This is a genomic window from uncultured Sneathiella sp., assembly GCF_963973085.1.
Classification (GTDB): domain Bacteria; phylum Pseudomonadota; class Alphaproteobacteria; order Sneathiellales; family Sneathiellaceae; genus Sneathiella.
Map to the genome: position 1 here is coordinate 74,381 of NZ_CAXAXA010000007.1, position 23,412 is coordinate 97,792.

The 23,412-nt window shown below is 52.3% G+C and carries 27 protein-coding genes; 15 read left to right on the top strand and 12 right to left on the bottom strand.

Going from position 1 to position 23,412, the window contains the following annotated elements; translation table 11 throughout:
- Nucleotides 1-8: 8 nt before the first annotated feature.
- On the bottom strand, nucleotides 9-548 hold the full coding sequence (locus AACZ19_RS15820; RefSeq protein ID WP_339635455.1) for an RNA methyltransferase: 540 nt from the start codon (nucleotides 546-548) through the stop codon (nucleotides 9-11).
- A gap of 71 nt (nucleotides 549-619) precedes the next feature.
- On the opposite strand from AACZ19_RS15820, the gene AACZ19_RS15825 reads away from it, so the two are divergent.
- The 4 genes from AACZ19_RS15825 to AACZ19_RS15840 all read left to right on the top strand — a co-directional run bounded on the left by AACZ19_RS15825 (nucleotide 620) and on the right by AACZ19_RS15840 (nucleotide 5,008).
- Entirely contained in the window at nucleotides 620-1,648 is a 1,029-nt protein-coding gene (locus tag AACZ19_RS15825; RefSeq protein ID WP_339635456.1) for an asparaginase, read from the top strand.
- Nucleotides 1,649-1,733: 85 nt separating this feature from the next.
- Nucleotides 1,734-2,714, top strand: coding sequence for an NADPH:quinone oxidoreductase family protein (locus tag AACZ19_RS15830; protein ID WP_339635457.1), 981 nt, complete (start codon nucleotides 1,734-1,736; stop codon nucleotides 2,712-2,714).
- 5 nt (nucleotides 2,715-2,719) lie between these two features.
- A complete protein-coding gene (locus tag AACZ19_RS15835; protein WP_339635458.1) occupies nucleotides 2,720-3,958 on the top strand; it encodes a class I SAM-dependent methyltransferase in 1,239 nt (412 codons plus the stop codon).
- Nucleotides 3,959-4,108: 150 nt separating this feature from the next.
- A complete protein-coding gene (locus AACZ19_RS15840; protein ID WP_339635576.1) occupies nucleotides 4,109-5,008 on the top strand; it encodes a DMT family transporter in 900 nt (299 codons plus the stop codon).
- Between the two features lie 150 nt (nucleotides 5,009-5,158).
- Here AACZ19_RS15840 and AACZ19_RS15845 read toward each other — a convergent pair whose 3' ends face one another.
- From AACZ19_RS15845 to AACZ19_RS15855, 3 genes are all read right to left on the bottom strand, one after another.
- Nucleotides 5,159-5,803 (bottom strand): CoA transferase subunit B, encoded by a 645-nt coding sequence (locus AACZ19_RS15845; protein WP_339635459.1) that lies wholly within the window; start codon nucleotides 5,801-5,803, stop codon nucleotides 5,159-5,161.
- A 22-nt stretch (nucleotides 5,804-5,825) separates the two neighbouring features.
- Nucleotides 5,826-6,542, bottom strand: coding sequence for a CoA transferase subunit A (locus tag AACZ19_RS15850; protein ID WP_339635460.1), 717 nt, complete (start codon nucleotides 6,540-6,542; stop codon nucleotides 5,826-5,828).
- Between the two features lie 124 nt (nucleotides 6,543-6,666).
- Nucleotides 6,667-7,047, bottom strand: a complete 381-nt coding sequence (locus AACZ19_RS15855) for a YkvA family protein (protein WP_339635461.1) — start codon at nucleotides 7,045-7,047, stop codon at nucleotides 6,667-6,669.
- 122 nt (nucleotides 7,048-7,169) lie between these two features.
- Between AACZ19_RS15855 and AACZ19_RS15860 the strand changes: the two genes are divergently transcribed.
- Nucleotides 7,170-7,931 carry a 3-hydroxyacyl-CoA dehydrogenase gene (locus tag AACZ19_RS15860; RefSeq protein ID WP_339635462.1) on the top strand — a complete coding sequence of 254 codons (762 nt, stop codon included), beginning with the start codon at nucleotides 7,170-7,172 and terminating at the stop codon, nucleotides 7,929-7,931.
- Between the two features lie 2 nt (nucleotides 7,932-7,933).
- Here the strand turns inward: AACZ19_RS15860 and AACZ19_RS15865 are convergent, their stop codons facing one another.
- Complete coding sequence (locus tag AACZ19_RS15865; RefSeq protein ID WP_339635463.1) at nucleotides 7,934-8,224, bottom strand: 4a-hydroxytetrahydrobiopterin dehydratase; 291 nt, start codon at nucleotides 8,222-8,224, stop codon at nucleotides 7,934-7,936.
- Between the two features lie 84 nt (nucleotides 8,225-8,308).
- On the opposite strand from AACZ19_RS15865, the gene AACZ19_RS15870 reads away from it, so the two are divergent.
- Both AACZ19_RS15870 and AACZ19_RS15875 read left to right on the top strand, forming a co-directional pair.
- Nucleotides 8,309-9,196, top strand: coding sequence for a hypothetical protein (locus AACZ19_RS15870; RefSeq protein ID WP_339635464.1), 888 nt, complete (start codon nucleotides 8,309-8,311; stop codon nucleotides 9,194-9,196).
- Nucleotides 9,197-9,209: 13 nt separating this feature from the next.
- Nucleotides 9,210-9,827 carry a class I SAM-dependent methyltransferase gene (locus tag AACZ19_RS15875; RefSeq protein ID WP_339635465.1) on the top strand — a complete coding sequence of 206 codons (618 nt, stop codon included), beginning with the start codon at nucleotides 9,210-9,212 and terminating at the stop codon, nucleotides 9,825-9,827.
- Here the strand turns inward: AACZ19_RS15875 and thpR are convergent.
- Nucleotides 9,793-10,341: an RNA 2',3'-cyclic phosphodiesterase gene (gene thpR / locus AACZ19_RS15880; protein WP_339635466.1), complete on the bottom strand. Its 549-nt coding sequence runs from the start codon at nucleotides 10,339-10,341 to the stop codon at nucleotides 9,793-9,795. The two genes, AACZ19_RS15875 and thpR, sit on opposite strands and share 35 nt — an antisense overlap.
- A gap of 35 nt (nucleotides 10,342-10,376) precedes the next feature.
- Nucleotides 10,377-10,994 carry an arylesterase gene (locus tag AACZ19_RS15885; RefSeq protein WP_339635467.1) on the bottom strand — a complete coding sequence of 206 codons (618 nt, stop codon included), beginning with the start codon at nucleotides 10,992-10,994 and terminating at the stop codon, nucleotides 10,377-10,379.
- Between the two features lie 56 nt (nucleotides 10,995-11,050).
- Here AACZ19_RS15885 and AACZ19_RS15890 point away from each other — a divergent pair, with 56 nt between their 5' ends.
- Both AACZ19_RS15890 and AACZ19_RS15895 read left to right on the top strand, forming a co-directional pair.
- Entirely contained in the window at nucleotides 11,051-11,761 is a 711-nt protein-coding gene (locus AACZ19_RS15890; RefSeq protein WP_339635468.1) for an ABC transporter ATP-binding protein, read from the top strand.
- On the top strand, nucleotides 11,754-14,300 hold the full coding sequence (locus AACZ19_RS15895; protein ID WP_339635469.1) for an FtsX-like permease family protein: 2,547 nt from the start codon (nucleotides 11,754-11,756) through the stop codon (nucleotides 14,298-14,300). The genes AACZ19_RS15890 and AACZ19_RS15895 overlap by 8 nt, the downstream gene beginning before the upstream one ends.
- An 84-nt stretch (nucleotides 14,301-14,384) precedes the next feature.
- Here the strand turns inward: AACZ19_RS15895 and AACZ19_RS15900 are convergent, their stop codons facing one another.
- Entirely contained in the window at nucleotides 14,385-14,615 is a 231-nt protein-coding gene (locus AACZ19_RS15900) for an EF-hand domain-containing protein (protein WP_339635470.1), read from the bottom strand.
- A 364-nt stretch (nucleotides 14,616-14,979) separates the two neighbouring features.
- Here AACZ19_RS15900 and AACZ19_RS15905 point away from each other — a divergent pair, with 364 nt between their 5' ends.
- The 4 genes from AACZ19_RS15905 (at nucleotide 14,980) to AACZ19_RS15920 (ending at nucleotide 19,132) form a co-directional block, all read left to right on the top strand.
- Nucleotides 14,980-15,687 carry a Bax inhibitor-1/YccA family protein gene (locus AACZ19_RS15905; protein ID WP_339635471.1) on the top strand — a complete coding sequence of 236 codons (708 nt, stop codon included), beginning with the start codon at nucleotides 14,980-14,982 and terminating at the stop codon, nucleotides 15,685-15,687.
- Between the two features lie 126 nt (nucleotides 15,688-15,813).
- On the top strand, nucleotides 15,814-17,292 hold the full coding sequence (locus AACZ19_RS15910; protein WP_339635472.1) for a M81 family metallopeptidase: 1,479 nt from the start codon (nucleotides 15,814-15,816) through the stop codon (nucleotides 17,290-17,292).
- Nucleotides 17,293-17,323: 31 nt separating this feature from the next.
- On the top strand, nucleotides 17,324-18,610 hold the full coding sequence (locus tag AACZ19_RS15915; protein ID WP_339635473.1) for a tetratricopeptide repeat protein: 1,287 nt from the start codon (nucleotides 17,324-17,326) through the stop codon (nucleotides 18,608-18,610).
- A gap of 15 nt (nucleotides 18,611-18,625) precedes the next feature.
- A complete protein-coding gene (locus AACZ19_RS15920; protein ID WP_339635474.1) occupies nucleotides 18,626-19,132 on the top strand; it encodes an Mpo1-like protein in 507 nt (168 codons plus the stop codon).
- A gap of 33 nt (nucleotides 19,133-19,165) precedes the next feature.
- On the opposite strand, the gene AACZ19_RS15925 is transcribed toward AACZ19_RS15920, so the two are convergent.
- On the bottom strand, nucleotides 19,166-19,546 hold the full coding sequence (locus AACZ19_RS15925) for a DUF2794 domain-containing protein (RefSeq protein WP_339635475.1): 381 nt from the start codon (nucleotides 19,544-19,546) through the stop codon (nucleotides 19,166-19,168).
- 145 nt (nucleotides 19,547-19,691) lie between these two features.
- Between AACZ19_RS15925 and msrB the strand changes: the two genes are divergently transcribed.
- Complete coding sequence (gene msrB / locus AACZ19_RS15930) at nucleotides 19,692-20,090, top strand: peptide-methionine (R)-S-oxide reductase MsrB (RefSeq protein ID WP_339635476.1); 399 nt, start codon at nucleotides 19,692-19,694, stop codon at nucleotides 20,088-20,090.
- Nucleotides 20,091-20,119: 29 nt separating this feature from the next.
- Entirely contained in the window at nucleotides 20,120-20,605 is a 486-nt protein-coding gene (locus AACZ19_RS15935) for a cupin domain-containing protein (protein ID WP_339635477.1), read from the top strand.
- Here AACZ19_RS15935 and AACZ19_RS15940 read toward each other — a convergent pair.
- Genes AACZ19_RS15940 through AACZ19_RS15950 form a run of 3 tightly spaced genes read right to left on the bottom strand, consistent with a single transcriptional unit; the run spans nucleotide 20,602 to nucleotide 23,375 of the window.
- Nucleotides 20,602-21,603, bottom strand: coding sequence for an oligopeptide/dipeptide ABC transporter ATP-binding protein (locus AACZ19_RS15940; protein WP_339635478.1), 1,002 nt, complete (start codon nucleotides 21,601-21,603; stop codon nucleotides 20,602-20,604). The genes AACZ19_RS15935 and AACZ19_RS15940 overlap by 4 nt on opposite strands.
- The gene (locus tag AACZ19_RS15945; RefSeq protein WP_339635479.1) at nucleotides 21,600-22,595 is read right to left on the bottom strand and encodes an ABC transporter ATP-binding protein; all 996 of its coding nucleotides are present in this window, start codon (nucleotides 22,593-22,595) and stop codon (nucleotides 21,600-21,602) included. Before AACZ19_RS15945 ends, AACZ19_RS15940 begins: the two co-directional genes overlap by 4 nt.
- A complete protein-coding gene (locus tag AACZ19_RS15950) occupies nucleotides 22,596-23,375 on the bottom strand; it encodes an ABC transporter permease (protein ID WP_339635480.1) in 780 nt (259 codons plus the stop codon).
- Between the last annotated feature and the right edge of the window lie 37 nt (nucleotides 23,376-23,412).

Consider the following 23,412-nt stretch of genomic DNA (forward strand, 5'->3'; position numbering starts at 1 on the left):
GCGTTGTGTTACTCGGTCACACGCCGCTTGATGGGTGCCCCCTGGACGTGTGCTTTCAAAGGCTCGGGCTTGCCAAGCTCACTGGTTGGTCGCTGGGCGAACCGTCCATGGGTGACAATTCTGTCATACATAACAATTGCGCCCGCAGTTGCAACATTGAGACAGAAATTTGTCGGAATTTTGATGAAATAATCGCATTTTTCCTGCATCGCCGGAGAGAGCGTGCCGCGTTCCCGGCCGAGGACATAGGCCGCGCTAACAGGGTGAAAAAAACTCGGCAGCTCTGTTGCCTCGTCTAACAGTTCAACACCAACGATTTTGCATCCCTTGGGAAGCTGCATCTCCGCAAGGTTTTCATAGTCGTACCAAGGGATATTCTTCGGGGCGACGGATGTGTCAGAACGGGCTTTGCGGACAGAATAGTCTGCGCCGATAGTGAAGACGAAACTTGCACCGAAAGCATGGGCTGTCCGAAACAGGTTGCCCGCGTTCATTGGTTTACTGATCCCCTCAACGCCAATACCAAAATATCCTCGGGAAATTCCCATAACGTCCTATTCTCCTCGGTGAATTCCTGCTAAAAAGCCATTTCCTCAAAAACACGATATGACCGAATAAAATGATTAAGCATTCCTCCGAAGATTTCGCAAGGCCTCCTTTTACTGTAAACGTCTCCCGTGGCGACATGGTGGAAAGTCGGCATCAGGTTATTGCCGCCATCTCGGATTCCGAAGGCAAGCTGGTTAAAAGCTGGGGGCAGGTGGACAGCCCTGTATATCTTCGATCCGCGATCAAGCCGTTACAGGCATTGCCATTGATTGAAAGCGGGGCCGCGGATGCATTGGATATAACTGAACAGGAGCTCTCCCTCGCCTGTGCCTCTCACACCGGGGAACCGATCCATGTGGAGGCAGTGACAGCATGGCTCAACCGCATTGGCCTTGATATTACAGATCTTGAATGCGGCAGCCACTGGCCGACTTATGATCCGGCCGCACGGGCGCTTGCGGCCTCCGGGCGGGAACCAACAGCCGCGCATAATAATTGTTCGGGTAAGCATACGGGCTTTCTGTCAACGGCGGTGCATTTAAAGGAGCCCTTGAAAGGATATATCCGTCGCGATCATCCAGTTCAGAAACGGATTGTGACGGTGCTGGAGGATTTTACCGATCTGGACTTGAGCGATGCGCCCGTCGGTATTGATGGATGCTCTATTCCGACGATTGGTATCCCCCTGCAAAATGCGGCGATGGCGTTCGCCAGATTTGCCGATCCTTCCAAAATGTCGCAGGATCGTGCTTTGGCGTGTCAACGGTTACAGCAAGCCATTGCAAAACACCCCAAAATGATTGCCGGGTCCGACCGCCTCTGTACCGCACTGGATGGTGCCGCAAATGGCAAGATTATTGCCAAAGTCGGCGCGGAAGCGGTTTATCTGGCCGCGCTCCCCGAAGCGGGGATAGGCATCGCAATCAAGGCGCTTGACGGGACAACGCGCGCCGCCGAGACTGCGCTCGGCGCGATACTGGAGGATCTCGGTGTTCTCAACGAAGAGATCCATCAGGCAATTGATTCCTATGTGCATCCGGTCTTGCGTAACAGGAACGATATGGCGGTTGGAGATATCAGGGTGGATTTAGAGAACTGAGCTGTCTCAGCAATTGACCTCGGCTTCAGATCAGAGGTAAGTTTGTGCATCGCAAGAACAACAAAAACGATATTTAGGAAAAATCATGAAAGCGCTTGTTTGTAAGGAATTTGGTGATCCGGATATTCTCGTCATGGAGGATGTACCTGAACCTGAAGTCAAAAAGGGTATGGTCAAGATCGAGGTGCATTCGGTGGGTCTTAACTTTCCGGATACACTGATGATCGCTGGCAAATACCAGTTCAAACCGCCCTTTCCCTTCTCGCCGGGAATGGAATCGTCCGGTGTCGTAACTGCAGTTGGCGAGGGTGTTACCAATGTTGCTGTCGGTGACCGTGTGATGGCCAATCACGGCGTTGGCGGTTTTGCCGAGTATGTGCTGGCGCCGGAAGATGGAACTTATAAAATCCCGGACAATATGCCATACGATCAGGCTGCGGGCTTCCCCGTTACCTATGGCACGACCTATCACGCGCTTGTTGACCGCGGCAACTTGAAGCCGGGAGAGGTTTTATTGGTTCACGGCGCGGCGGGCGGTGTCGGTCTGAACGCAGTTGAGCTTGGCAAGGCGCTGGGGGCGACGGTCATTGGCACTGTGGGGTCCGATGAAAAAATTGATATTGTTAAGCAATATGGCGCGGAACATGTCATCAATTATTCGAAAGAAAGCATTCGCGACAGGGTCAAGGAACTGACCGGCGATAAAGGCGCGGATGTGATTTATGATCCGGTTGGCGGTGACGCGTTTGACCAGTCCATGCGCTGCATCAACTGGAATGGACGCTTACTGGTTATCGGATTTGCCTCCGGCCGGATTGCGGAGCTCAAGACCAATCTGGTCCTTCTGAAAGGCTGCTCTGTTGTTGGTGTGTTCTGGGGCGAATTTGCCCGGCGGACACCTGAAAAGAACAGGGCTAATTTCCAGGCAATGCTGGACATGGTTGAAGAAGGCAAGATCAAGCCGCATGTTTCCATGCATTTTCCGCTCGAACAAGGTGCGGAAGCGATGAAAGCGCTGCTCTCGCGTAAAACGACGGGTAAGGTTATTATTACCGTCAAGGAATAGATTTCGTGGCTAAGGGAAGGGGGAAGCGCGATAAGGCCGTCAAACGTCAATATGAAATGCTTCCCTATCCACCTCGCGATCCGAAAGATGAGGCAACGCGCCTGATCGAGGGCAGCCCGAGCCATCTGGATGAAGTTAATCATTATCTTTTTGCGGGGAAGTGTGATTTTACTCAGCCCTTTAACGCACTGGTTGCCGGCGGCGGCACAGGGGATGCTGCGATTATGTTGGCCCAGCATCTCGCCGATCGGGGAGAGGCGGGTCAGGTCACATATCTCGATCTGTCTACGGCAAGCCGGAAAATAGCAGAAGGGCGGGCGAAGATTCGTGGCCTTAAGAACATTACGTTTCTGACGGGCTCGCTTCTCGATTTGCCAAAGATGGATTTGCCTCTATTCGATTATATCGACTGCTGTGGTGTCCTGCATCATCTTGAAGAGCCGGAAGCCGGTCTCACTGCCCTAGCTGAATGTATGGCCGAAAATGGTGGGATGGGATTGATGTTGTATGCCACGCTTGGCAGGACGGGCGTCTATCCCATGCAAAATGCGCTTAAGGCTTTGGCCGCCGGAGACACTGTCAGTGAGCAGATCAAATCTGCAAAAATTCTCTTGAAGGATTTGCCGCCGAGTAACTGGCTGAACAAGAATGCGGCTGTCGGTGATCACAAGTTAGATCAGGACGCCGCGCTCTACGATTTGCTGCTGCATCCGCGGGACCGGAGTTATTTGGTGCCGGAAGTCCTGGATTTGCTGGCAACTGCGGGGTTGGAACTCGTCAGCTTTATCGAGCCGGCACGCTATGATCCAGAATTGTATTTGAAAGATCGGGACTTGCGAAAGAAAGCCCGGAAACTGGACACGGGCAAACAGGCGGCGCTTGCCGAGAATCTTGCCGGAAATATCAAGACCCATAGTTTCTATGTTCGCAAAGCTGGCGGCGAAACGCAAGGTCTGGCGAAATTTGACCCAGAAATGATTCCGTTTCTGAAAGACGGAAATAGGGAGGCATTAGCTCATACGCTGACTGTCCGCACTTCATTAACCGTTCATTTCGATCGGGAAGCTGTGAGCCTGCCTGTTCCGAAGAGAGCTGCTGAATTCGTAAAACAAATAGACGGCGTGCGATGCCTTCGCGATATTCAAAATGACCTTTCCACGGATTGGCCAAATTTTCGTGCTCAATATGCGCCAACATATAAATTCCTTAACGGTTTGAATTTATTGTGGCTGAAATCCTCTTAACTCAATTGAGTTTCTTAAATGCAGGGCAGTATTGCATAATTAGTCTTTGCCTTTATTGGCCAACTATTTATCCTGATTGAAATGGCCATCTTTCGTCTTCCGTTTAAAACCATATTGCAAAAATCGCCGGTTCTCCGGGCCATAGGCTTAATGGTCTTTGCCTGCTTTATTCTGTCGGTAATGGCTGGTGAAATTCGGTTTGTTGCGGATACCGGTATGCCGATTTTTCAGATTGTATTTTTGCGCAATGTCGCCGGGTTGCTGTTTTTTTTGCCCTGGCTTGCGCAGGTTGGATTTGGTGGGCTCAAGACGGAACGTATCGGGGCATTTGGTCTGCGCAGCCTGCTTGGCTTTGCATCCATGCTTAGCTGGTTTTATGCGGTGAGTGTTTTACCGCTCGCGGATGCCGTGGCATTGAATTTTACCGCACCTATCTTTGGCACCATTCTGGCTATTATTTTCCTCAAAGAGGTTGTGGGTATTCGCCGTGGGACGGCTATGGTCGTCGGTTTCCTTGGAGCGATGATAATATTGCGGCCCGGATTTTCGGACTTGAGTATTGATGCGTATTCCGCGATTGTTTCCGCTATTACCATGGCGAGTTCCATGATCATGGTCAAACTCCTGTCTCGTACAGAGAGCATTACAGCAATGGTTGCATTGAACCAACTGCTGGTACTGCCGATGTCGCTTATCCCGGCGCTTTTCGTCTGGGAAACACCGACAATCGAACAACTTCTGGCGATCCTGTTTATTGGATTTCTGGCGACGGTAGGACATCTGGCATTTACCAAAGCCTACTCGCTGGCGGACGCGTCTGTGGTTATGCCCTTTGATTTTTTCCGCCTCATATTCTCTGCGCTGATCGGATTCATTTTCTTCATGCAGGAGCCCGATCTTCTAACATATGTGGGCGCTGCCGTGATATTTGCCTCTTCCATATATATTGCCATTCGGGAATCGCGGGTAAGTGCGGCGCAGGCTCGTGAAAAGGAAAAAGAAGTTCTGGCGCAGACCGCGGCCGAAACTCGCTCCGGCCCGACGAGATGAAGTCGATGGCTGGTCCGCTACAATTGCGCAACTTCCTGCAAGCCTGCTGTATCAAGTCATTACATCATGGACCGGTCAGTTTGGTATAAAAAGAAAAAACCCACCGTCTCCGGTGGGTGGTTTCCAATAATTCTGAAAAGAACTTCGCGGTCAAATGGCGACGACGAATTCAGCCTCTGTTGCGGCTTCGACGTCTTCCAGTGTGACGCCATCGGCCAACTCAATCAGCTTCATAGTGATCTCGTCACCTTGCTTATCAAACTCGAAGACAGCCATATCCGTAATTACCATGTCAACGACGCCTTGGCCGGTTAGGGGTAAATTGCAGGTTTTTAGCAGTTTTGGCGTCCCCTTCGCTGTATGTTCCATAACGATGATCACTTTTTTAACGCCAGCGACAAGGTCCATCGCGCCACCCATGCCCTTGACCATTTTGCCGGGGATCATCCAGTTGGCGAGGTCGGCATTCTCAGCAACCTGCATGGCGCCGAGAATGGAGAGATTGATATGTCCGCCGCGGATCATCGCAAAGCTGTCTGCATTGGAGAAATAACTTGTTGTGGGCAGCTCTGTAACGGTTTGCTTTCCCGCGTTAATCAGATCTGCGTCTTCATCTCCTTCGTAAGGGAAGGGTCCCATGCCCAGCATACCATTCTCACTCTGGAGCTGGATCTCCATCCCTTCCGGGATATAATTCGACACAAGAGTCGGGATACCAATCCCGAGATTAACATAGAAGCCGTCTTCAAGTTCCTGTGCGGCGCGCTGCGCCATCTGTTCTCTGGTCCAAGCCATTTTAATGTCCTCTATCTCTCGGTCAGGCGGATTGTTTGCGGGGGCGGGTCGTGCGGTTCTCTATGTGCTTCACAGGGTTCGGCACGTGTACAATACGTTGTACATATACACCCGGTACAACAATATGGTCAGGATCTATTTCGCCCGGCTCTACCAGATGCTCGACTTCCACGACGGTAACCTTGCCTGCCGTCGCCATCATTGGGTTAAAATTGCGCGCGGTTTTGCGGAAGACCAGGTTGCCTTCCTTATCAGCCATATAGGCATGGACAAGGGCAACATCGGCAGTTAGGCCCATCTCCATCACATAGTCCTCACCATCGAAGTCTCGAACCTCTTTCCCCTCGGCGACCAAGGTACCAACGCCGGTCTTGGTGAAAAAGGCCGGGATACCTGCGCCGCCTGCGCGTATCTGTTCAGACAAGGTCCCCTGAGGTGTAAAAACGACTTCAAGTTCGCCGTTCAGATATTGTTCGGCGAACATCTTGTTTTCCCCAACATAGGATGACACCATTGTTGATATCTGCTTGCTTTCCAAAAGGATGCCAAGGCCAATGCCGTCGACGCCCGCATTATTGGAAATCACTGTCAGGCCCCTTACGCCGGAATCCTTTACCGCCTCGATCAGTGTTTCGGGAATGCCGCAAAGGCCGAAGCCGCCTGACATCAATGTCATGTCATCCTTTAATATTCCCTCTAACGCGGTCTTGGCGTCTGCGTATATTTTCCTGTCGCTCATTCCAAATTCCTTATTCAGTAAGCTCGTGCTCCGGGGATTGTCGCAGCTATATAACAACAAATGCTATGCCGCACAAATCTTTAAGAACTATTCTGCGGAGTGGAAAACGTAGGGTCACAACTGGCTATTCTGTGGTGATTGGTTCTTTTTCGAGGAATGTGCGGGCTTTCTCCCGATGCTCGTCATTGATATATTTCTGGACAGTTGCCATGGCGGCCATGAGGACGCTGGCATCGTCTGTAAAGCCGACGCCAGCCAGGAAGTCGGGAATGACATCTGCCGGCATAATGAAATAGGCGAGCGCACCAAAAAGGACAGCTTTCACGAAAGCCGGGCTTTTGCCGTCAACGGCACAATAAAAGCTGGCGGTTACATCCTCTGAAAAAGGAATTCTGCCAATATTCTTACGAAGCTTCTGGGCAAAATCCCGCATCACAAGGCGTTTGTCGCTTTGCAACTTGGTCTCGTCAAAGGCAGAGATGTCTTCATCATTTTTCTTCGTCATACCATGAATATGTAACGGTGCAGGGAGTTTTACAAGAAGGAGGTGCTTCACATTTATTGATTGGCAGTATAAGCAGAGGCCATGAAATCACACTCATCCTCATAATAACTGGAGACAATAATATGGATATCTCGGGTAAATCAGCCATCGTAACAGGTGGCGCTTCCGGGCTGGGTAACGCGACGGCCAAAATGCTGGCTGCAGCAGGAGCCAAGGTCGCCATACTGGACATGAATACGGAACTCGCAGAAAAGGCGGCTGCTGAAATAGGGGGTATTGCCTGTATAACCAATGTGGCCGATGACAGCTCTGTTAAGGCGGCATTTGAGAAGGCGCGTTCCGCACATGGTCCGGCGCGTATACTCGTGAATTGTGCCGGTATCGGGCCGGCAGCCAAAACAGTTTCCAGCAAGGGCATGCATCCCTTGGACAAGTTCGAGCAGGTTATCGCAGTCAATCTTGTCGGAACATTTAATTGCATTCGACGGGCTGCCGCGGATATGGCGGAAATGGATCCCATGGAGAGTGGAGAACGAGGTATCTGCATCAATACAGCGTCTGTTGCCGCTTATGATGGACAGATCGGGCAGGCCGCCTATTCCGCCTCGAAGGGCGGCATTGTCGGTATGACATTACCGATCGCGCGTGATCTGGCCTCCATCGGTGTGCGGATAGTCACGATTGCGCCCGGGCTGTTCGAAACGCCGCTGCTGAAAAGCCTCCCGGAGGATGTGCAGGCAGCGCTGGGCGCCAGCGTTCCGTTCCCGAGCCGTTTAGGAAAACCAGAAGAATATGCCGCTCTTGCGCGCCAGATTGTGGAGAATCAGATGCTGAACGGAGAGGTTATCCGTCTCGATGGCGCCATCCGCATGGCACCGAAATAAGCTTAAGCGGCTATTTTGTCCATAAAGCCGGCAAGCTCGATATCCTTGTGGCTCAAACCGTCCACGTCGTGGGTGGCAAGAGTGACATCGACACGGTTGTAAACATTGAACCATTCCGGGTGGTGATCCATTTTTTCGGCTTTCAGCGCCACCCGGGTCATAAAGGCGAAGGCCTGATTAAAACTGTTAAACTTGAACGTTTTCTGAATGGCTTCGCGTTCCTTCATGGATTTCCATCCATCGAGATTGTGCAATGCAGACTTAATTTCTTCTGCGCTTAATCTATCAGCCATGGATATTCTCCCGCCGTAAGGTTATGACCCTAGATAACTATCGTTATTTGAATTGCGAATGTCCGGTGGGGGAGCATATACCCAATGACGAAGATTAGCGAATTGAGCCGAAACTGGTGGCATGAGGAAACCGAAGGGGTTGCCTTTACCCATGCACTGGACATGACATTGCTGCATTCCGAGCAAAGCCCCTTTCAGAAAATAGAAGTGTTCGAACATGAAGTTTTCGGGCGTGTCCTGACGCTGGATGATCTGGTTCAGGCTTCTCATGCAGATGAATTCATGTATCACGAGATGGCGGTGCATGTGCCGTTGCTGGGGCGCAAGCGAGAGAAAGCCGAAGTGCTGATTGTCGGTGGCGGGGACGGTGGAATCTTGCGCGAAGCCTTGCGTCATGAGTTCGTTACCCGTGTGGTCATGGTCGAGATCGACGAGCGGGTGATCGAGGTTTCGAAAGAATATCTCGGGATTAACGGTGACTATTCCGATCCGCGTGTTGAACTGATCATTGGTGATGCGGCCCAGTACATGCGGGAAGCCAGAAAGAGGGGGGACAAATTCGATTTAATCATCCTGGATCTGAGTGAACCAGTTGGTCCGTCCTCTAGCGTTTTTACACAAAGCTTTTGCGAAGATTTCTCGAACTGCATCAAACCGGATGGTGTTGTGCTGGATAGCGACAGTATTTTTGTTGGAAAAGATCGCGCCTATTTTTTGCAGGAACTGTGTGGTGATAAAGACCAGAATCTGGTTTCCATTATGCAGCGCGAGAAACTTTTGCCGCATGTCGCCGGATATCGTTCTATCGTGCAGCTTTATCCTGCGGCTGAGTTCGGCTTCTTCCTGTATAGCTATGATGGCTATGATTATTCCAACCCTTTCGTATCCTGGACGGGGCGGCACTATAATGCGGAGTTGCATAAGGCGGCCTTTGCCCTGCCGACATGGTGGCGGGAGAATCTTGGCTTTTGAGAATGCTCTGTAAATGACAGAAAACCCTCTTAACATAGATTTTATTGCGGGCGCAGTGGATTATCGCCGCCGTTTTGGCGGGGGACGGCGGCAATCCCTGCCAAAAGCCCTTGGTTTCCGTCCCGGCGTTACGCCGTCTATTGTGGATGCAACGGCTGGACTTGGACGAGATGCGTTTCTCTTGGCTTCCCTCGGTGCTGAGGTGACGCTGATCGAGCGAAACGAAGAGGTGCATGCGTTACTGGAATCCGCAATGAATCGTGCAGCAGGAGAGAGTGGTGATCACGCAGAAATCATTGCGCGGATGACCTTGGTGAAAGGCGATGCCCGTGACCTGTTGCCGGGGTTGCGGCCGGAGACGATATTGATCGATCCAATGCATCCGCCGCGAGATAAATCAGCGCTCGTAAAAAATGAAATGAGGCAGCTTCGGGCGCTTGTCGGATCGGATTCGGACAGTTTGGAGTTGATACAGATTGCCCTCTCCGCGGCCACAAAGCGCGTCGTCCTGAAATGGCCGCGCCGTGCCCCCTCCCTTGAAGGGCTGAGGATTCCTTCCCATCAGATAATCGGCAAATCAACCCGTTATGACGTGTTTATGACGGGACCGGAGACATCAGGTCGAAGCTGACTTCTTCATGATATATTGCGCCAGAAGAGGCGAGATGGCTTGAGAAGAGCGTGAAGCTGTTAACTTCGATCGTATTCGTCCGGAAAAGGGCATGGTCTGTCAGGAAATGTCGTACTTTTTCATATGGAGAGTTATGAACGCGGGCAAGGGTGATGTGCGGGCGAAACCGTCGATCATCTACCTGAGCGCCGACCGATTCAATGGCGGTGACGACCTTTTGATGCAACAGATTTATAGCTGGTGTTGGACGCACTCCGGCCCAGAGAATGCGCGGGCGCTTGTTGCTGCCAAAAACGCCGACGCCTTCAATATCGAGATCAAAAGCGGGATATTTGATCCGGCCGAGGGCCAAGGGAATGTCCATCATCATCGGGCTTTGTACCTCGCCGATGAAGGCGAGGGTGACATGGGAATTTTCTGCTGCGATCCATCTCGCGTCCGGAATGCCACCGCGTAAAAACCCGATATCGGACTTGGTTTCAGGCGGAAGGTCAATGGCAACAAAGAGACGCATTAAACTGTCCTTTTTGCAGCGAATTCAAACTAGTCTTATTGGTCAATAAACGCTGTCACATATGGCAGCATGTTGCTTACAATAACTTTCACGCCCTCGGCGTTTGGGTGGATATAGTCATCCTGGTTCAATGCGGGATCTGCCGCGACACCCTCCAGAAAAAAGGGGTAATAGCCGGTTTTATACTCGCTGGCAAGTTCAGGAAAAATCTGGTCGAATGCATTGGTATATTCAGACCCCATGCTGGGCGGCGCCCGCATTCCCGCAAGTAATAATGGGATGCCTCTTTCCTGTATCGCCTCGATAATCTGTCTCAGATTATTTCGGGTTTCCTCAGGTTCTATGCCTCGAAGTGCGTCATTGGCGCCGAGCTCCAGAATAACGAAATCCGCTCCGTCTCCGATCGCCCAGTCCAGTCGCTGTAACCCACCGGCTGTTGTATCGCCGGAGACGCCCGCATTTTCGATCTTTATGTTGTATCCTTCTTCAAGCAGGGCAGTTTCAAGCTGTGTAACAAAATCCTCACCTGTTGGTAGCCCGTAACCCGCGGTCAGGCTGTCACCTATGGCGACGATTCGCTGTGTTTCTGCAGAATGCGCCGTGGAGACAAGGCAAAAAGCCGCAAAAAACAGCGCTACAATATTGAATTTCATCCTAAACCCGCCATATCCCAGTCTTACGTTCAGTTGTTTTTCGCATTGGAACCGTCTTGCCTCAAAATCCTATTATCAGCCTAAAAGACATACATCTCACACTTAAGTCGGATGCCGGTCCCGTCAATATCCTACGTGGTGTAGACTTGACTGTACAGCAAGGGGAGACAGTTGGAATTGTCGGGCCGTCCGGTTCGGGAAAGTCCACATTGATGTCGATAATGGCCGGTCTGGAAGTCCCAACATCGGGGTCGGTTAGTATCATCGGTGAAAAATTGGAACAAATGGGGGAGGATGCGCTGGCGCGGTTTCGACGTGAGAATATCGGGATCGTTTTCCAGTCCTTCCACTTGATTCCGACGATGACAGCGCTTGAGAATGTGGCGATCCCGCTGGAACTTGCGGGTGAGAAAGAGGCTTTCTCACTGGCCGAGGCCAGACTGGAGGCGGTCGGTTTGGCCGATCGGGCAACGCACTATCCGGCCCAGCTTTCCGGCGGGGAACAACAACGTGTCGCGCTCGCACGGGCGTTATCCACCAATCCCAAAATCCTGCTTGCAGATGAGCCCACAGGGAACCTTGATGGGAAAACCGGGGAAGTCATTATCGACATGATGTTTCGCCTGCATGAGCAGGAAGGGACGACAATGATCCTCATTACCCATGATGATGCGCTGGCCCAGAAATGTAATCATCAGGTGCGCCTTGAAGACGGACGGGTCGTTTCGTCGACGACAGCGCGGGAAGAGGCGCTGGCCGGTGAGTAAAGCTAAAAATCCAGAATCAATTTCACTCGCCATGAAACTTGCCCGGCGCGACCTGCGCGGGAGCCTGAAGGGTTTTCGCATTTTTCTCGCCTGCCTCATCCTTGGGGTTGCGGCGATCGCCGGGGTGGGTACGCTCTCCAGCTCAATTACAACAGGCCTGAAAGCAAATGGTCAGGTCATTCTGGGCGGAGATATCGATATCCGCCTGACTCATCGCGCGGCAGAGGAGGATGAGCGGCGCTGGATAGGGGAACAGGGGCGCGTCGCCGAGGTCCAGACCTTGCGGGCAATGGTTCGGGCCATTGAAGGTGGAAAACGAACGCTTTCCGAACTCAAGGCCATTGATGATGCCTATCCGCTATTCGGTTCCCTTGTGCTTTCACCTGAATCTGGAGCAGAAAGCACAGCAGAGCTGCTGGCAAAAAATAACGGCATTTATGGTGCTCTCGTGGAGCGGAGCCTGAGTGAACGGATTGATCTCTCCCTCGGCAGCCAGCTTCGGCTTGGCGAACTGAATTTTGAGGTACGCGGTATTATCGCAGCGGAACCCGATAAGGCGGCGCAAGGCATGGCGCTGGGTCCTCGAACTATTATTTCCACCGCCGCACTTCAAGAGACCGGCCTCATCCAGCCGGGCAGCCTGATTAGATATCACTATCGCATTGCCCTCGACCCTTCCGTTACCGTCCCCGAATTTTATGAGAATGTTAAAACGGCCTTTCCGGATGCCGGATGGCGGATACGCGATGCCTCAAACGGCGCGCCGGGCATCAAACGCTTTGTTGACCGGGTCGCGCTTTTTCTGACATTGGTCGGGCTCACGGCGTTGGTTGTTGGCGGTGTCGGCGTTGGGAATGCGGTTCGAGCCTATCTGGATGGCAAGATCGAAACAATTGCAACGCTGAAATGTCTTGGCGCGAGCAGCAGCTTTATTTTCAGGGTTCATTATCTTCAGGTGCTGTTTCTCGCCATCGGCGGATCCCTGATCGGACTTGCCATTGGTGTCGGTGGATCGGTTTTCGCGGCTCAGTTCCTGGCGAGCACTTTACCCGTTCCACCTAAGATAACTATTAATGCTGGTCCTCTCCTTCTGGCCACGGCTTACGGCCTCCTGACGGCGACCTTGTTCACCATCTGGCCTTTGGCCCGCGCACGAGAGACGCCCGCGGCCGCGCTTTTCCGGGATGTCGTGTCATCGCATCGGCGGCCTCGACCTGTTTACTTAGTGGCGCTTGGTTTTTGTTTTTCTGTTCTCGTGGCCCTTGCGGTACTGACCAGTGAGGAAACCTGGTTCGCCTTCATGTTTGTCGGATCAATAATCGGTATATTCGCTGTCCTTATTCTTGTGGGTTACGGCGTGCAGTTTCTGGCAAGAAAGACGCCGCGCTCCAAAATTCCGTCATTGCGGCTTGCCGTCGCTAACCTCCATCGGCCAGGCGCGGCTACAAACAGTGTCATTCTTTCCATGGGGCTTGGTCTCACCCTGTTTGTAACTGTTGCTTTGATAGAAGGAAATCTGACCCGGCAGGTGCAGGAGCAATTGCCCGAGAAAGCACCCGCCTTTTTCTTCATTGATATTCAATCAAATCAGCTCGCGGACTTTATTGATACGGCGGAAGCGGTTGAGAATGTCAGTGATGTTACGCAGGTCCCGAATATGCGGGGCCGGATCACGAATGTCGCAGGAATACCTGCGGATGAAGTGGAGGTCGCGCCGGAGGCCAGGTGGGCGCTGCGCGGGGATCGTGGCATTACCTATTCCGCGACGCCGCCTGAAGGCGCCATGGTCGTGGAAGGGAGTTGGTGGCCCGAGGATTACAGCGGTCCACCACTTGTGAGTATAGATCGCGAGATCGCAGAGGGTATGAAGCTCGCAATCGGAGACGAGCTGACCGTCAACGTCATGGGACGGGAGATTACAGCGAAGGTCGCCAATTTCCGTGAAATTGACTGGACAACGATGGCAATTAATTTTGTGCTTGTGTTCGATCATCACAGCTTACAGGGGGCACCACATTCTCATCTGGCGACAGCGCGCGCCGATGGGGAGGCCGAAGACAACCTCTTCCGCGCGGTTACTGACAATTTCGCCAATATCTCGGTTATCCGGATGAAAGAGGCTCTGCAAACGGTGAACCGAATATTGGAGCAGTTGTCTTCCGCCGTCTCTGCCATCTCTTCCATCACACTGGTTGCTGGCGTTCTTGTGTTGGCGGGCGCTTTTGCAGCGGGGCACAGAAAGCGGGTCTATGACGCTGTTATCCTGAAAGTACTCGGGGCGACCCGTAAGGATATTTTCGTGACGTTTCTGCTTGAATACACATTGTTGGGCCTGGTGACGTCAATAATTGCGGCGGCGACAGGCTGGTTTGCCGCCTACATGATCATTACGGAAATCCTGGAAGCCAAATGGATCAACCTGCCGTTTACGATTATTGCGACGATCCTGGTCAGCGTTTTGGTAACGTTGCTGTTCGGTCTGTTAGGGTCATGGCGGGCCTTGGGAGAAAAAGTTGCACCCGCGCTTCGTTCTGACTAGTACCTAAAAAGACCCCCAGAGGGAGCCGAAGCGTCCTCTGAGGGCCTCTTGTGGGAAGGAGTAATCCTGCCGTCGCTAAGAAAGTTAGCCTTTCACAGCTTCAGTATATTCTTCCTTGGACAATTCGCCGTTCTGGTCAGTATCCGCAGATGCGAACTGATCCTTGCTTGTGTCAGGCATTACAACAACGAGCTCTTCAAACGAAACTGCACCATTTCCGTCTGTATCAATTGACTGAAAGTCAGGGGCAGCAGCCAATGCGGGCGCTGCGGCAAGGACTGTAACGGCGGTAGTGGTGATAAGAAGTTTTCTCATAATAAAAGCTCCATCTTTTAGTTAGTTAGACAAGCAAGATACGGATTGCCGATACTTGCCGCCGAACGACCATCCGATCCGGGTTTCAATCCCGTCCCGTCCCGTGACGTTCTGAAAGTTAATTTGGGCTTCCATTGTGGCGGCATAATGCCGTGAATTAGACCAGTTGAAGGAAAAACAGAGGCAAAATGATGCAGGGCACTTTTTTGGAATTTAAACCGCTATTAACTGGTCAACGTTATAGTTGTTGACTGTTATCGGCGATTTTCGCCTGACTTCGGCATTTTAGTGTCGATTTCCCTTGAAAAATAACGAGAAAAATACAATATCAGTCAGGAATTTAACTCCTTCAGAGGAACTATAGATGGCAACAGACTTTTCAAATTTGAACACAGCAAGGACTGGCACGCGCGATCAGGCCGTTCTTGATGAAGGCCTGCGCAGCTATATGCTGAAGGTCTACAACTATATGGCCTCCGGTCTGGCACTCAGTGGTATTACGGCGGCGCTGACGGCGTCTACGCCCGCGGTATATAACGCAGTGTTCGGCACGCCCTTGCAATGGGTGGTGATGCTTGCGCCACTCGGCCTGCTATTCGCCATGATGAAGACGAGCGCGAGCACGACAAAAATTCTTTACTGGATCATGGTGGCAACGTTCGGTGTCTCCATTTCCTACATCTTTCAGGTTTACACCGCCGAAAGTGTTGTCCGGGTCTTCTTTATCACATCGGCCACTTTTGGTGCCGCCAGCCTTTATGGCTATGTAACGAAGCGTGACCTGACGGGCATGGGCAGCTTCCTGTTTATGGGATTGATCGGGATAATCATTGCTTCTGTGGTCAATATTTTCCTTGCTTCTTCCATGCTGCATTTTGTGGTGTCAGTCTTGGGTGTTCTGATTTTCACCGGCCTGACGGCATTTGATACGCAGCGGATCAAGTCACAGTATTACCATGGGCATAGTCAAGAAGTGCTGGAGAAAGGCGCGATTATGGGCGCCGTTTCCATGTACCTCAATTTCCTGAACTTGTTCATGTTCCTGCTGAGTCTGCTCGGCAACAGAAATTAAGGCAACTAAAACTGCCAAGATGAAAACCCGGCCTTGTGCCGGGTTTTTTGTTGTGCGCGGACATCAAGCTGATAAACTTGTTTGTCTGCAAACAGCCTCCGGAATGAAGAAAAAAGGGATCGTCTGATGCGCATTCTCATTGCGATGATGAAACATGAAACCAATACTTTTTCGCCAATCGTTGCCGACTGGAAGAGGTTTCAGGACTGGGGCGCGCATCTTGGTGAGGACGCGCTAAAAGCCTATGAGGGAACGGCGATGCCGTTTGGGGCATATGTCGCGCTGGCCCGCGAAGCCGGAGCGGAGATTGTCACGCCGGTTGCGGCGGAGGCCATGCCATCCGGCCCTGTCACGGAAGAGGCATACAACCAAATGGCGGAACCTATTCTGGAAGCTGTTCGCAGCGGTGTCGATGCGGCGATGCTGGACCTTCATGGCGCTATGGTCGCGACGCATACGGACGACGGTGAAGGAACCTTGCTTGAAAAGATGCGTGCGATTGATCCGGATCTGCCGATCGCCGTGACCCTCGATTTGCATTGCAACCTTACTGACAAGATCATGAATAACTGCACCGCCCTTATCGGCTACAAGACATACCCGCATGTGGATATGTATGAAGTGGGCGCACAGATTGGCCGGGTTCTGCTGGATTCAATAGCCGGGAAAGTCAATCCGGTTATGTCCTGGGGCAATACACAGCTTCTGAGTCAGACATTGTGCCAGGGGACGGATGACGAACCCATGGCAACTCTGATCAGGATGTGTCAGGAAGCGGAGGAAGAACCAGGAGTGTTGGCGGCGACCGCTTTTGGGGGCTTTGCCCTTGCCGATATGCGGGATGCGGGAAATTCGGTTATTGTGGTTACCGACGGCGACAAAGCAAAAGCGGATGAAATACGTGACCGTATTCTCGCCAAGGCCTGGGAATTGAAAGAGGATTTTATCTATAAACATACGCCGCTTGAAGAGCAGGTTGCCAGAGCCAAGGCCATGACTGACGGACCGATCCTGCTGCTTGATCATGCGGATAATTGCGGTTCCGGCGCAACGCAGGATGTGATGACCGTGATTGAAGAGGTTTTGCGGCAGGGGCTTGAAGATGTTGCCGTTGCCGCTGTCTGGGATCCGGCCGCGGTTCAGGAAATGCAGAAAGCCGGTATCGGCAATGAAATAACGCTAAAGCTCGGGGGTAAGACCGATATGCCCTCGATCGGCGAGGCGGGGGAGCCGCTCACTCTGACGGGGAAGGTAAAAACGCTCACTAACGGGGAATGGATTGTCCGTGGTCCCATGTATACCGGCGTGAAGGTCTTTATGGGCCCTACGGCAGTCCTTGACACCGGAAACATGGAAATTGTCATAGTCTCCAACCATCACGAACCATGGGATACTGGCGTCTTTACATCAGTCGGAATCCAGCCGGAATATAAACGGTACCTGATCCTGAAAAGCCGAATACATTATCGCGCCGGTTTTGCGCCGATTGGCAAGGCAACCCTGACGCTGGACGGCAAGGGCGTTACGACATCCGATAATAATCTCTTGCGGTATGAGAAGGTTCGCCGACCGATTTATCCACTTGATCTTTTGAACGAGGCGTAAGACCGTGCGTGAAGATATGTTTGGAAATCGAGTGAGCACACGCTCCGACCAGACCCTTGATGCCATCAACCGCTTTATGGACAGCTATATCGGTTTCGGTACCGATTTCGCCCCGATATTTGAGGCGGCGGATAACGATCCGGAATGTATTCTCGCCGGTGGGTATGCATCGTTGCTCGGCCTGATGCTTGAAACGCCGGATCGGCTTGAAATTGCGGGCAAGTATTATGGGCAAGCAAAGGCAGCCTTGGATAAGGGAACGGAACGTGAGCGGCTGTTTGTTGCCTCTGTCGGTGATTTACTGAATAACAGGATAGGGGATCAGCTTGTAAAGCTCCGTCAACTCGTGATCGATTTTCCAGGGGACCTGTTCGCCGCCAAACTCGCCCAGAACTCCTATTTCAATATCGGTGACGATCAAACGATGCTCTGGATTGCCGATCAGGTCATCGGGCGGCACAGAGATTGCGCCTATGCCTATGGTATGCGGGCTTTCGGGCGAGAGCAAACGAGCCAGCTTAACCTCGCGGAAGAGGATGGTCGCCGTGCAACTGAAATGCAACGGAAAGAGCCCTGGGCCCATCACGCGGTCGCCCATGTTATGCTGACGCAGGGTCGGCATGAGGAGGGAATTAAATGGATGCAGAATCTGTCCGATGAATGGGAAGATCGCAATAGCTTCATGTTTACTCACAACTGGTGGCATCAGTCTTTATTCTTTCTGGAGCAGGAAGACTTTGCGACACCGCTTGAAATCTATGATGAGAGAGTCTGGGGAGTAGATAAAACCTACAGTCTTGACCAGGTGAATGCGGTCTCGCTGCTCTGGCGTCTGGAGCAGCTCGGAGTTGACGTGGGCGACCGGTGGGCGGATGTGAGCGAGTATGTGTCCGATAGATATCTTATCAATGATCAGCCGTTTTTCGACATGCATTATGGCTATGCCTTGGCGCGAGGACAGCATCAGGGGGCTCTGGAAAAGCTGATGTCGGGCATGGAGAAAATGGCGACGGACGCACCTGATGTCACGCGAAAAGCGTGGGCGGAAGTGGCTTTGCCCGCGACCCGAGGCTTCATTGCCATTGCCGACGAAAATCATAAGGAGGCGGTAAAATGGCTGTCGGCGGCGCGTCCGCGATTTCAGGAAATAGGCGGGAGCCATGCACAAAGAGACTTGTTTGAACTGGCATGGCTCACCAGTTTATTGAATGCAGGCGACTATGGAACGGCACTCCCGCTGCTTGAAGCGCGGGTCGCCTTTCGGGACAACGTCGCCATGGATGCGCGACTGCTGGCGCGCGCAAGGGAACGTAACTGATCGTGGAGGATTATTATGGCACGGCCGGAAGTAGCTGAAAAAGGGAGCAACAGGAGAATTTTCTCGCTGTTAAGCGAGTATGGATCAAGCCATCAGAACCGGCAGAACAAGCTTATTCACTGGCTCGCTGTTCCAATCATTGCTTGGACGATAGTGGCCCTATTCTGGTCTATCCCGGTGCCGGAGGCGTTCAGTTCAGTTCCCTATCTGAATTGGGCGACAATCGCGCTCTCTCTGACGATAATATATTACGCGGCTTTATCCTGGACACTGGCTATCGGCATGGTGCTGTTTGCCCTCATCTGTATCGGTTTGGTAAACGCCTATGGAACATTTCCGGTGTTTGGGCTTTCCCTTTGGCAATTCGCGATCATTGCTTTTGTCATTGCCTGGATATTCCAGTTTATCGGCCACAAGATTGAAGGCAAGAAGCCTTCTTTCTTCAAAGATGTTCAGTTCCTGTTGATCGGACCAGCTTGGCTGATGAGCTTTATTTATCGAAAACTCGGCATTCCGATTTAGGGCAGCACACAATAGCTGGATATCGGAATGGCTTCATTCCGCATCGATAGTATGAAACCGTTTGCGGTCGAAGACTTTAAGAACCTGGGCCAATGTCTTGCCGCGTTTCAGTATCCGTCCGTTTTGACTGAGCACGGAATAGGCACCCTGTTTTGCAGCAAGGCGTGGTTCCTTATATATCTTGAAAAGTGGTCGATCGGCGGTCCGGTGGAAAATGGCGAAAATACAGGCGTTTTTCGTCTCCCCGATTGCATAGTCGCGCCATTCCGCCTTGGTGACCATGCGTCCATACACCTGTAGGATCTGACTAAGTTCGTTGCGGTTGAAGAACACGTCTGGTTGTTGCGGCCCCGACCTCCCCTTGTTGGCAGATCGGGTTAAATAGTGATCGTCGAAGCTTACAACCTCACTCATTTTAACTCCCATTGGTCTCAAGGGGTTATTGTCGATCAAGCAGACGTGTTCGTCAAGTATTGAGAAATGATGCCCGGCACCATATCTTCTATTTGGGATAGCGGGCGCCGGGTTAAATAGAAATTGAGGAGCAGGAAGGATAGCCATGAGTGAGAAAGTCAAGAAACCTGATGAACATTGGAGGGCAAAGTTGACGCCTGAACAGTACAACGTCGCTCGAAAAAAAGGAACGGAAAGAGCCTTCAGTGGTCAATATCATGATCACAAGGAGAGTGGGACCTATCATTGTGTGTGCTGTGAGGAGCCGCTTTTTTCTTCGGAAACGAAGTTTGATTCCGGAACCGGCTGGCCAAGCTTCTGGGAACCGATTGAGTCTTCAAAAGTCGGCGAAGTCATGGACCGAAGCTTTTTCATGCGCCGAACCGAGGTTGTTTGCAATAAATGTGACGGCCATCTGGGGCATGTCTTTCCAGACGGACCGGAACCTACCGGCTTGCGCTATTGCCTGAACTCCGCAGCGCTAGATTTTAAAAAGAAAGACTGACCCACCCCCTAAAAAAGAAGGCCCGTTTAATGACAGAAAAACGCACATCCGGCATGATTGCTGTCCGGGCGGCTGACGTCGCCCCGCGCGATAAACCGTCAAACTATCCGGAACCCTTTTTCTCCCGCATGAAGGGCCGGGTAAAGCGTCAGCTTGGCGATGTTTTCGGCCTTAATAATTTCGGAGTAAACCTGACCCGGCTTGCGCCGGGAGGGGAGTCAGCCCTGTTACATCGCCACAGCAGGCAGGATGAATTCATCTATATTCTTGAAGGAAAACCGACTTTGGTAACCGAGGCAGTGGAGATAACACTGGAGCCAGGCTTTTGCGCCGGCTTTCCGGCGAAGGGGGAGGCTCATCAGCTCGTCAATCGGACCGATGAGGATATTGTCTATCTGGAGGTGGGAGACCGCACGCCGGGCGATGAAGGAAGTTATCCAAAGGATGACTTGAAAGCTGCGCTCGGTTCGGATGGCCAGTGGCAATTCACCCACAAGGATGGCCGGCCTTATTAAACCTTTTCAAGCAATCTGGCTGAGAAATGGCAAGCGGCAAGATGTGTGCCGCTCACTGAATCAAGCGAAGGTTTAGTTGTGCGGCATATATCCTCCGCCATCGGGCAGCGATCCTGAAAAGCGCAACCTATACGAAGTTCAGTCTGTCCGGTAACGTTGCCTTTAAGCTTGATCCTTTCCCGCCGAATACCAGATCCAGGCTTTGGCACGGCATCCAGCAGGATTTTTGTATAGGGATGTGCAGGAGCGTGAAATAAATCCTCCGTCCGACCTTTTTCGACAATTTCTCCCAAATACATGACGGCGACCTCGTCACAGAGATACTCGACCACGGCAAGGTCATGGCTGATAAACATATAGGTGACGCCAAATTCATCCTGAAGATCCTTCAAGAGATTGAGTACTTGCGCCTGAACCGAGACATCAAGGGCGGAAACCGGCTCGTCCGCCACAATGAGTTCCGGGTGGGTGATAAGCGCGCGCGCAATGGCAATGCGCTGTCGTTGGCCACCTGAGAATTCGTGAGGGTATTTATCAACATCATGCTCCTTTAGGCCGACAGACTCCAGAACCTTGGCAACCCGCCGTCGCTTTTCAGCTTTTGTGACGGCTCCGAGAGCCGCAAGCGGTTCCGCAACAATTCGCCCGACAGTGTGATGCGGGTCGAGCGAGCCGTAGGGGTCCTGAAACACCATTTGAAAATGCCGTCGATGCGGGCGAAGCTGATCAAAATTCAGGCCAACAACTTCCTTGCCCAGAATTTTGACGGACCCGGAATCCGTATTCTCCAGCGCCATGACGTTGCGAGCGAGCGTTGATTTTCCGCACCCGCTTTCCCCGACGATGCCAAAGCTTTTCCCTTTCTGGATTTCGAAGCTGACACCGTTCAGAGCATAGACATGGCCGGGTTCGGCAAAAAGGCTCTCGCGTGGCAGGCGATAATGACGCACGAGATCTTTTACTTCAAGGACCGGGACCGGAAGAGCTTCTTCTGTCATGAAAATAGTTCCTCCGTCTTCCTCGCGCGCGCTTCTTCCAGATGATGGCAAGCGACAAAATGATGCGCTTTTACTTCTATCACTGGAGGGGGCGTTTCCCGGCATATTTCAGTTGCGAGTGGGCAGCGATCTGTAAAGGTACAGCCTGAGGGAAGGGAAATCAGGTCCGGAACAGTGCCCGGAATAGTGACAAGGCGTTTTGTCCGCGCCCGGCCCAGCTTGGGCATGGCGGCGAAGAGACCTTGGGTGTAGGGATGCACCAGTTCCTCAAAAATCTTCTCCGTCTTTCCCGTCTCGACAGCTGCGCCTCCGTACATTACCAGAATTTTGTCCGTATTTTCCGAAATGACACCGAGGTCATGGGAGATCAGAATTAGGGCCATGCCGTCTTCGCGGACCAGTGTCTGGATTAAGTCCAGAATTTGATCCTGAATGGTCACATCAAGCGCGGTGGTTGGCTCGTCTGCGATGAGTATATGCGGCTTGCAGGATAGCGCGATTGCAATCATTACGCGTTGCCGCTGCCCGCCTGAAAGCTGATGCGGGTAGTTGTCTATCCGCTCTTTCGGGTTCGGAATACCAACCCTATCCAACAGACGGATTGCTTCCCTATGGGCTTCATCGTCGGAGACACCAGTGTGTAGGCGTAAGGGCTCCATGATCTGATGCCCGATGGTATGGACGGGGTTAAGGGACGTCATGGGCTCCTGAAAGATCATGGCCATTCGATTGCCCCGAATGCGGCACATCTCAGCTTCCGTTTTTTCCAGAAGGTTCTGGCCATCTAAGTCGATGCGTCCGGTCGTTTGGCTCATTGATGGCAGCAGGCCCATCAGGGCAAGTGCCGCCATGGACTTTCCACAACCGCTTTCCCCCACGATGCCGAGGGTTTCCCCTTTTTCAAGCGTGAAGCTTAATTCCCTTACGGCACGGGCCGGTCCGTCATTTGTCGCCAGCGTAACAGTCAGGTTTCTTACGGAAAGCAAAGTCATTTAACGTTTCCTCGATAGTCTTGGATCAAGGACATCCCGAAGACCGTCGCCAAGCAGATTAAGGCCGAAAACGGCGATTGCAATGGCAAGGCCCGGATATATCGCCTGCATCGGATCAAGGAACATCAGGGTTTGGGCCTCATTGAGCATCCGGCCCCAGGAAGGTTCCGGCGGCTGTGTCCCGAGTCCCAGATAGGAAAGGGCAGCCTCCGCCAGAATGGCAATGGCGAAGAGGATGGTGGCCTGAACGATAATGATTGAGAGAATATTGGGCAGGATATGTTCGAATGTGATGCGGAAACGACCCTTGCCAGAGGCCCGGGCGGCCATAACGAATTCCCGTGTCCAGATGGCGTTTGCCGAGCCGCGGGTCAATCGGGCGAACACCGGAATGTTATAGAGCCCGATGGCAAGAATGGAATTCACCCCGCCGGGCCCGAGAATGGCCGTTAGCATGATCGCAGAGAGAATGGCCGGAAAGGCAAAGGAGAAATCCGACAGGCGCATAATGATTTCTTCGGTCCAGCCCCGCCGAGCGGCAGCCAGAAGGCCGAGGCTGACGCCAATGAAAAGTCCGATTGAAACAGCGACGACAGCAACAACAATTGAATTCTGCGTACCAGTCATGAGCATTGACGCGATATCCCGGCCAAACTGATCCGTTCCAAGCCAATGGTCGCCAGATGGCGGCAGGAAGCGGTTTGCGATCACGATGTTGTAGGCAGATCCCGGCGTCCAGAAGAGTGAAATAACGGCGCAAATCAGAAGAAATAACGTCATTATGCCACCAATAACAAAGCTGCGGCTCCGACTTGAG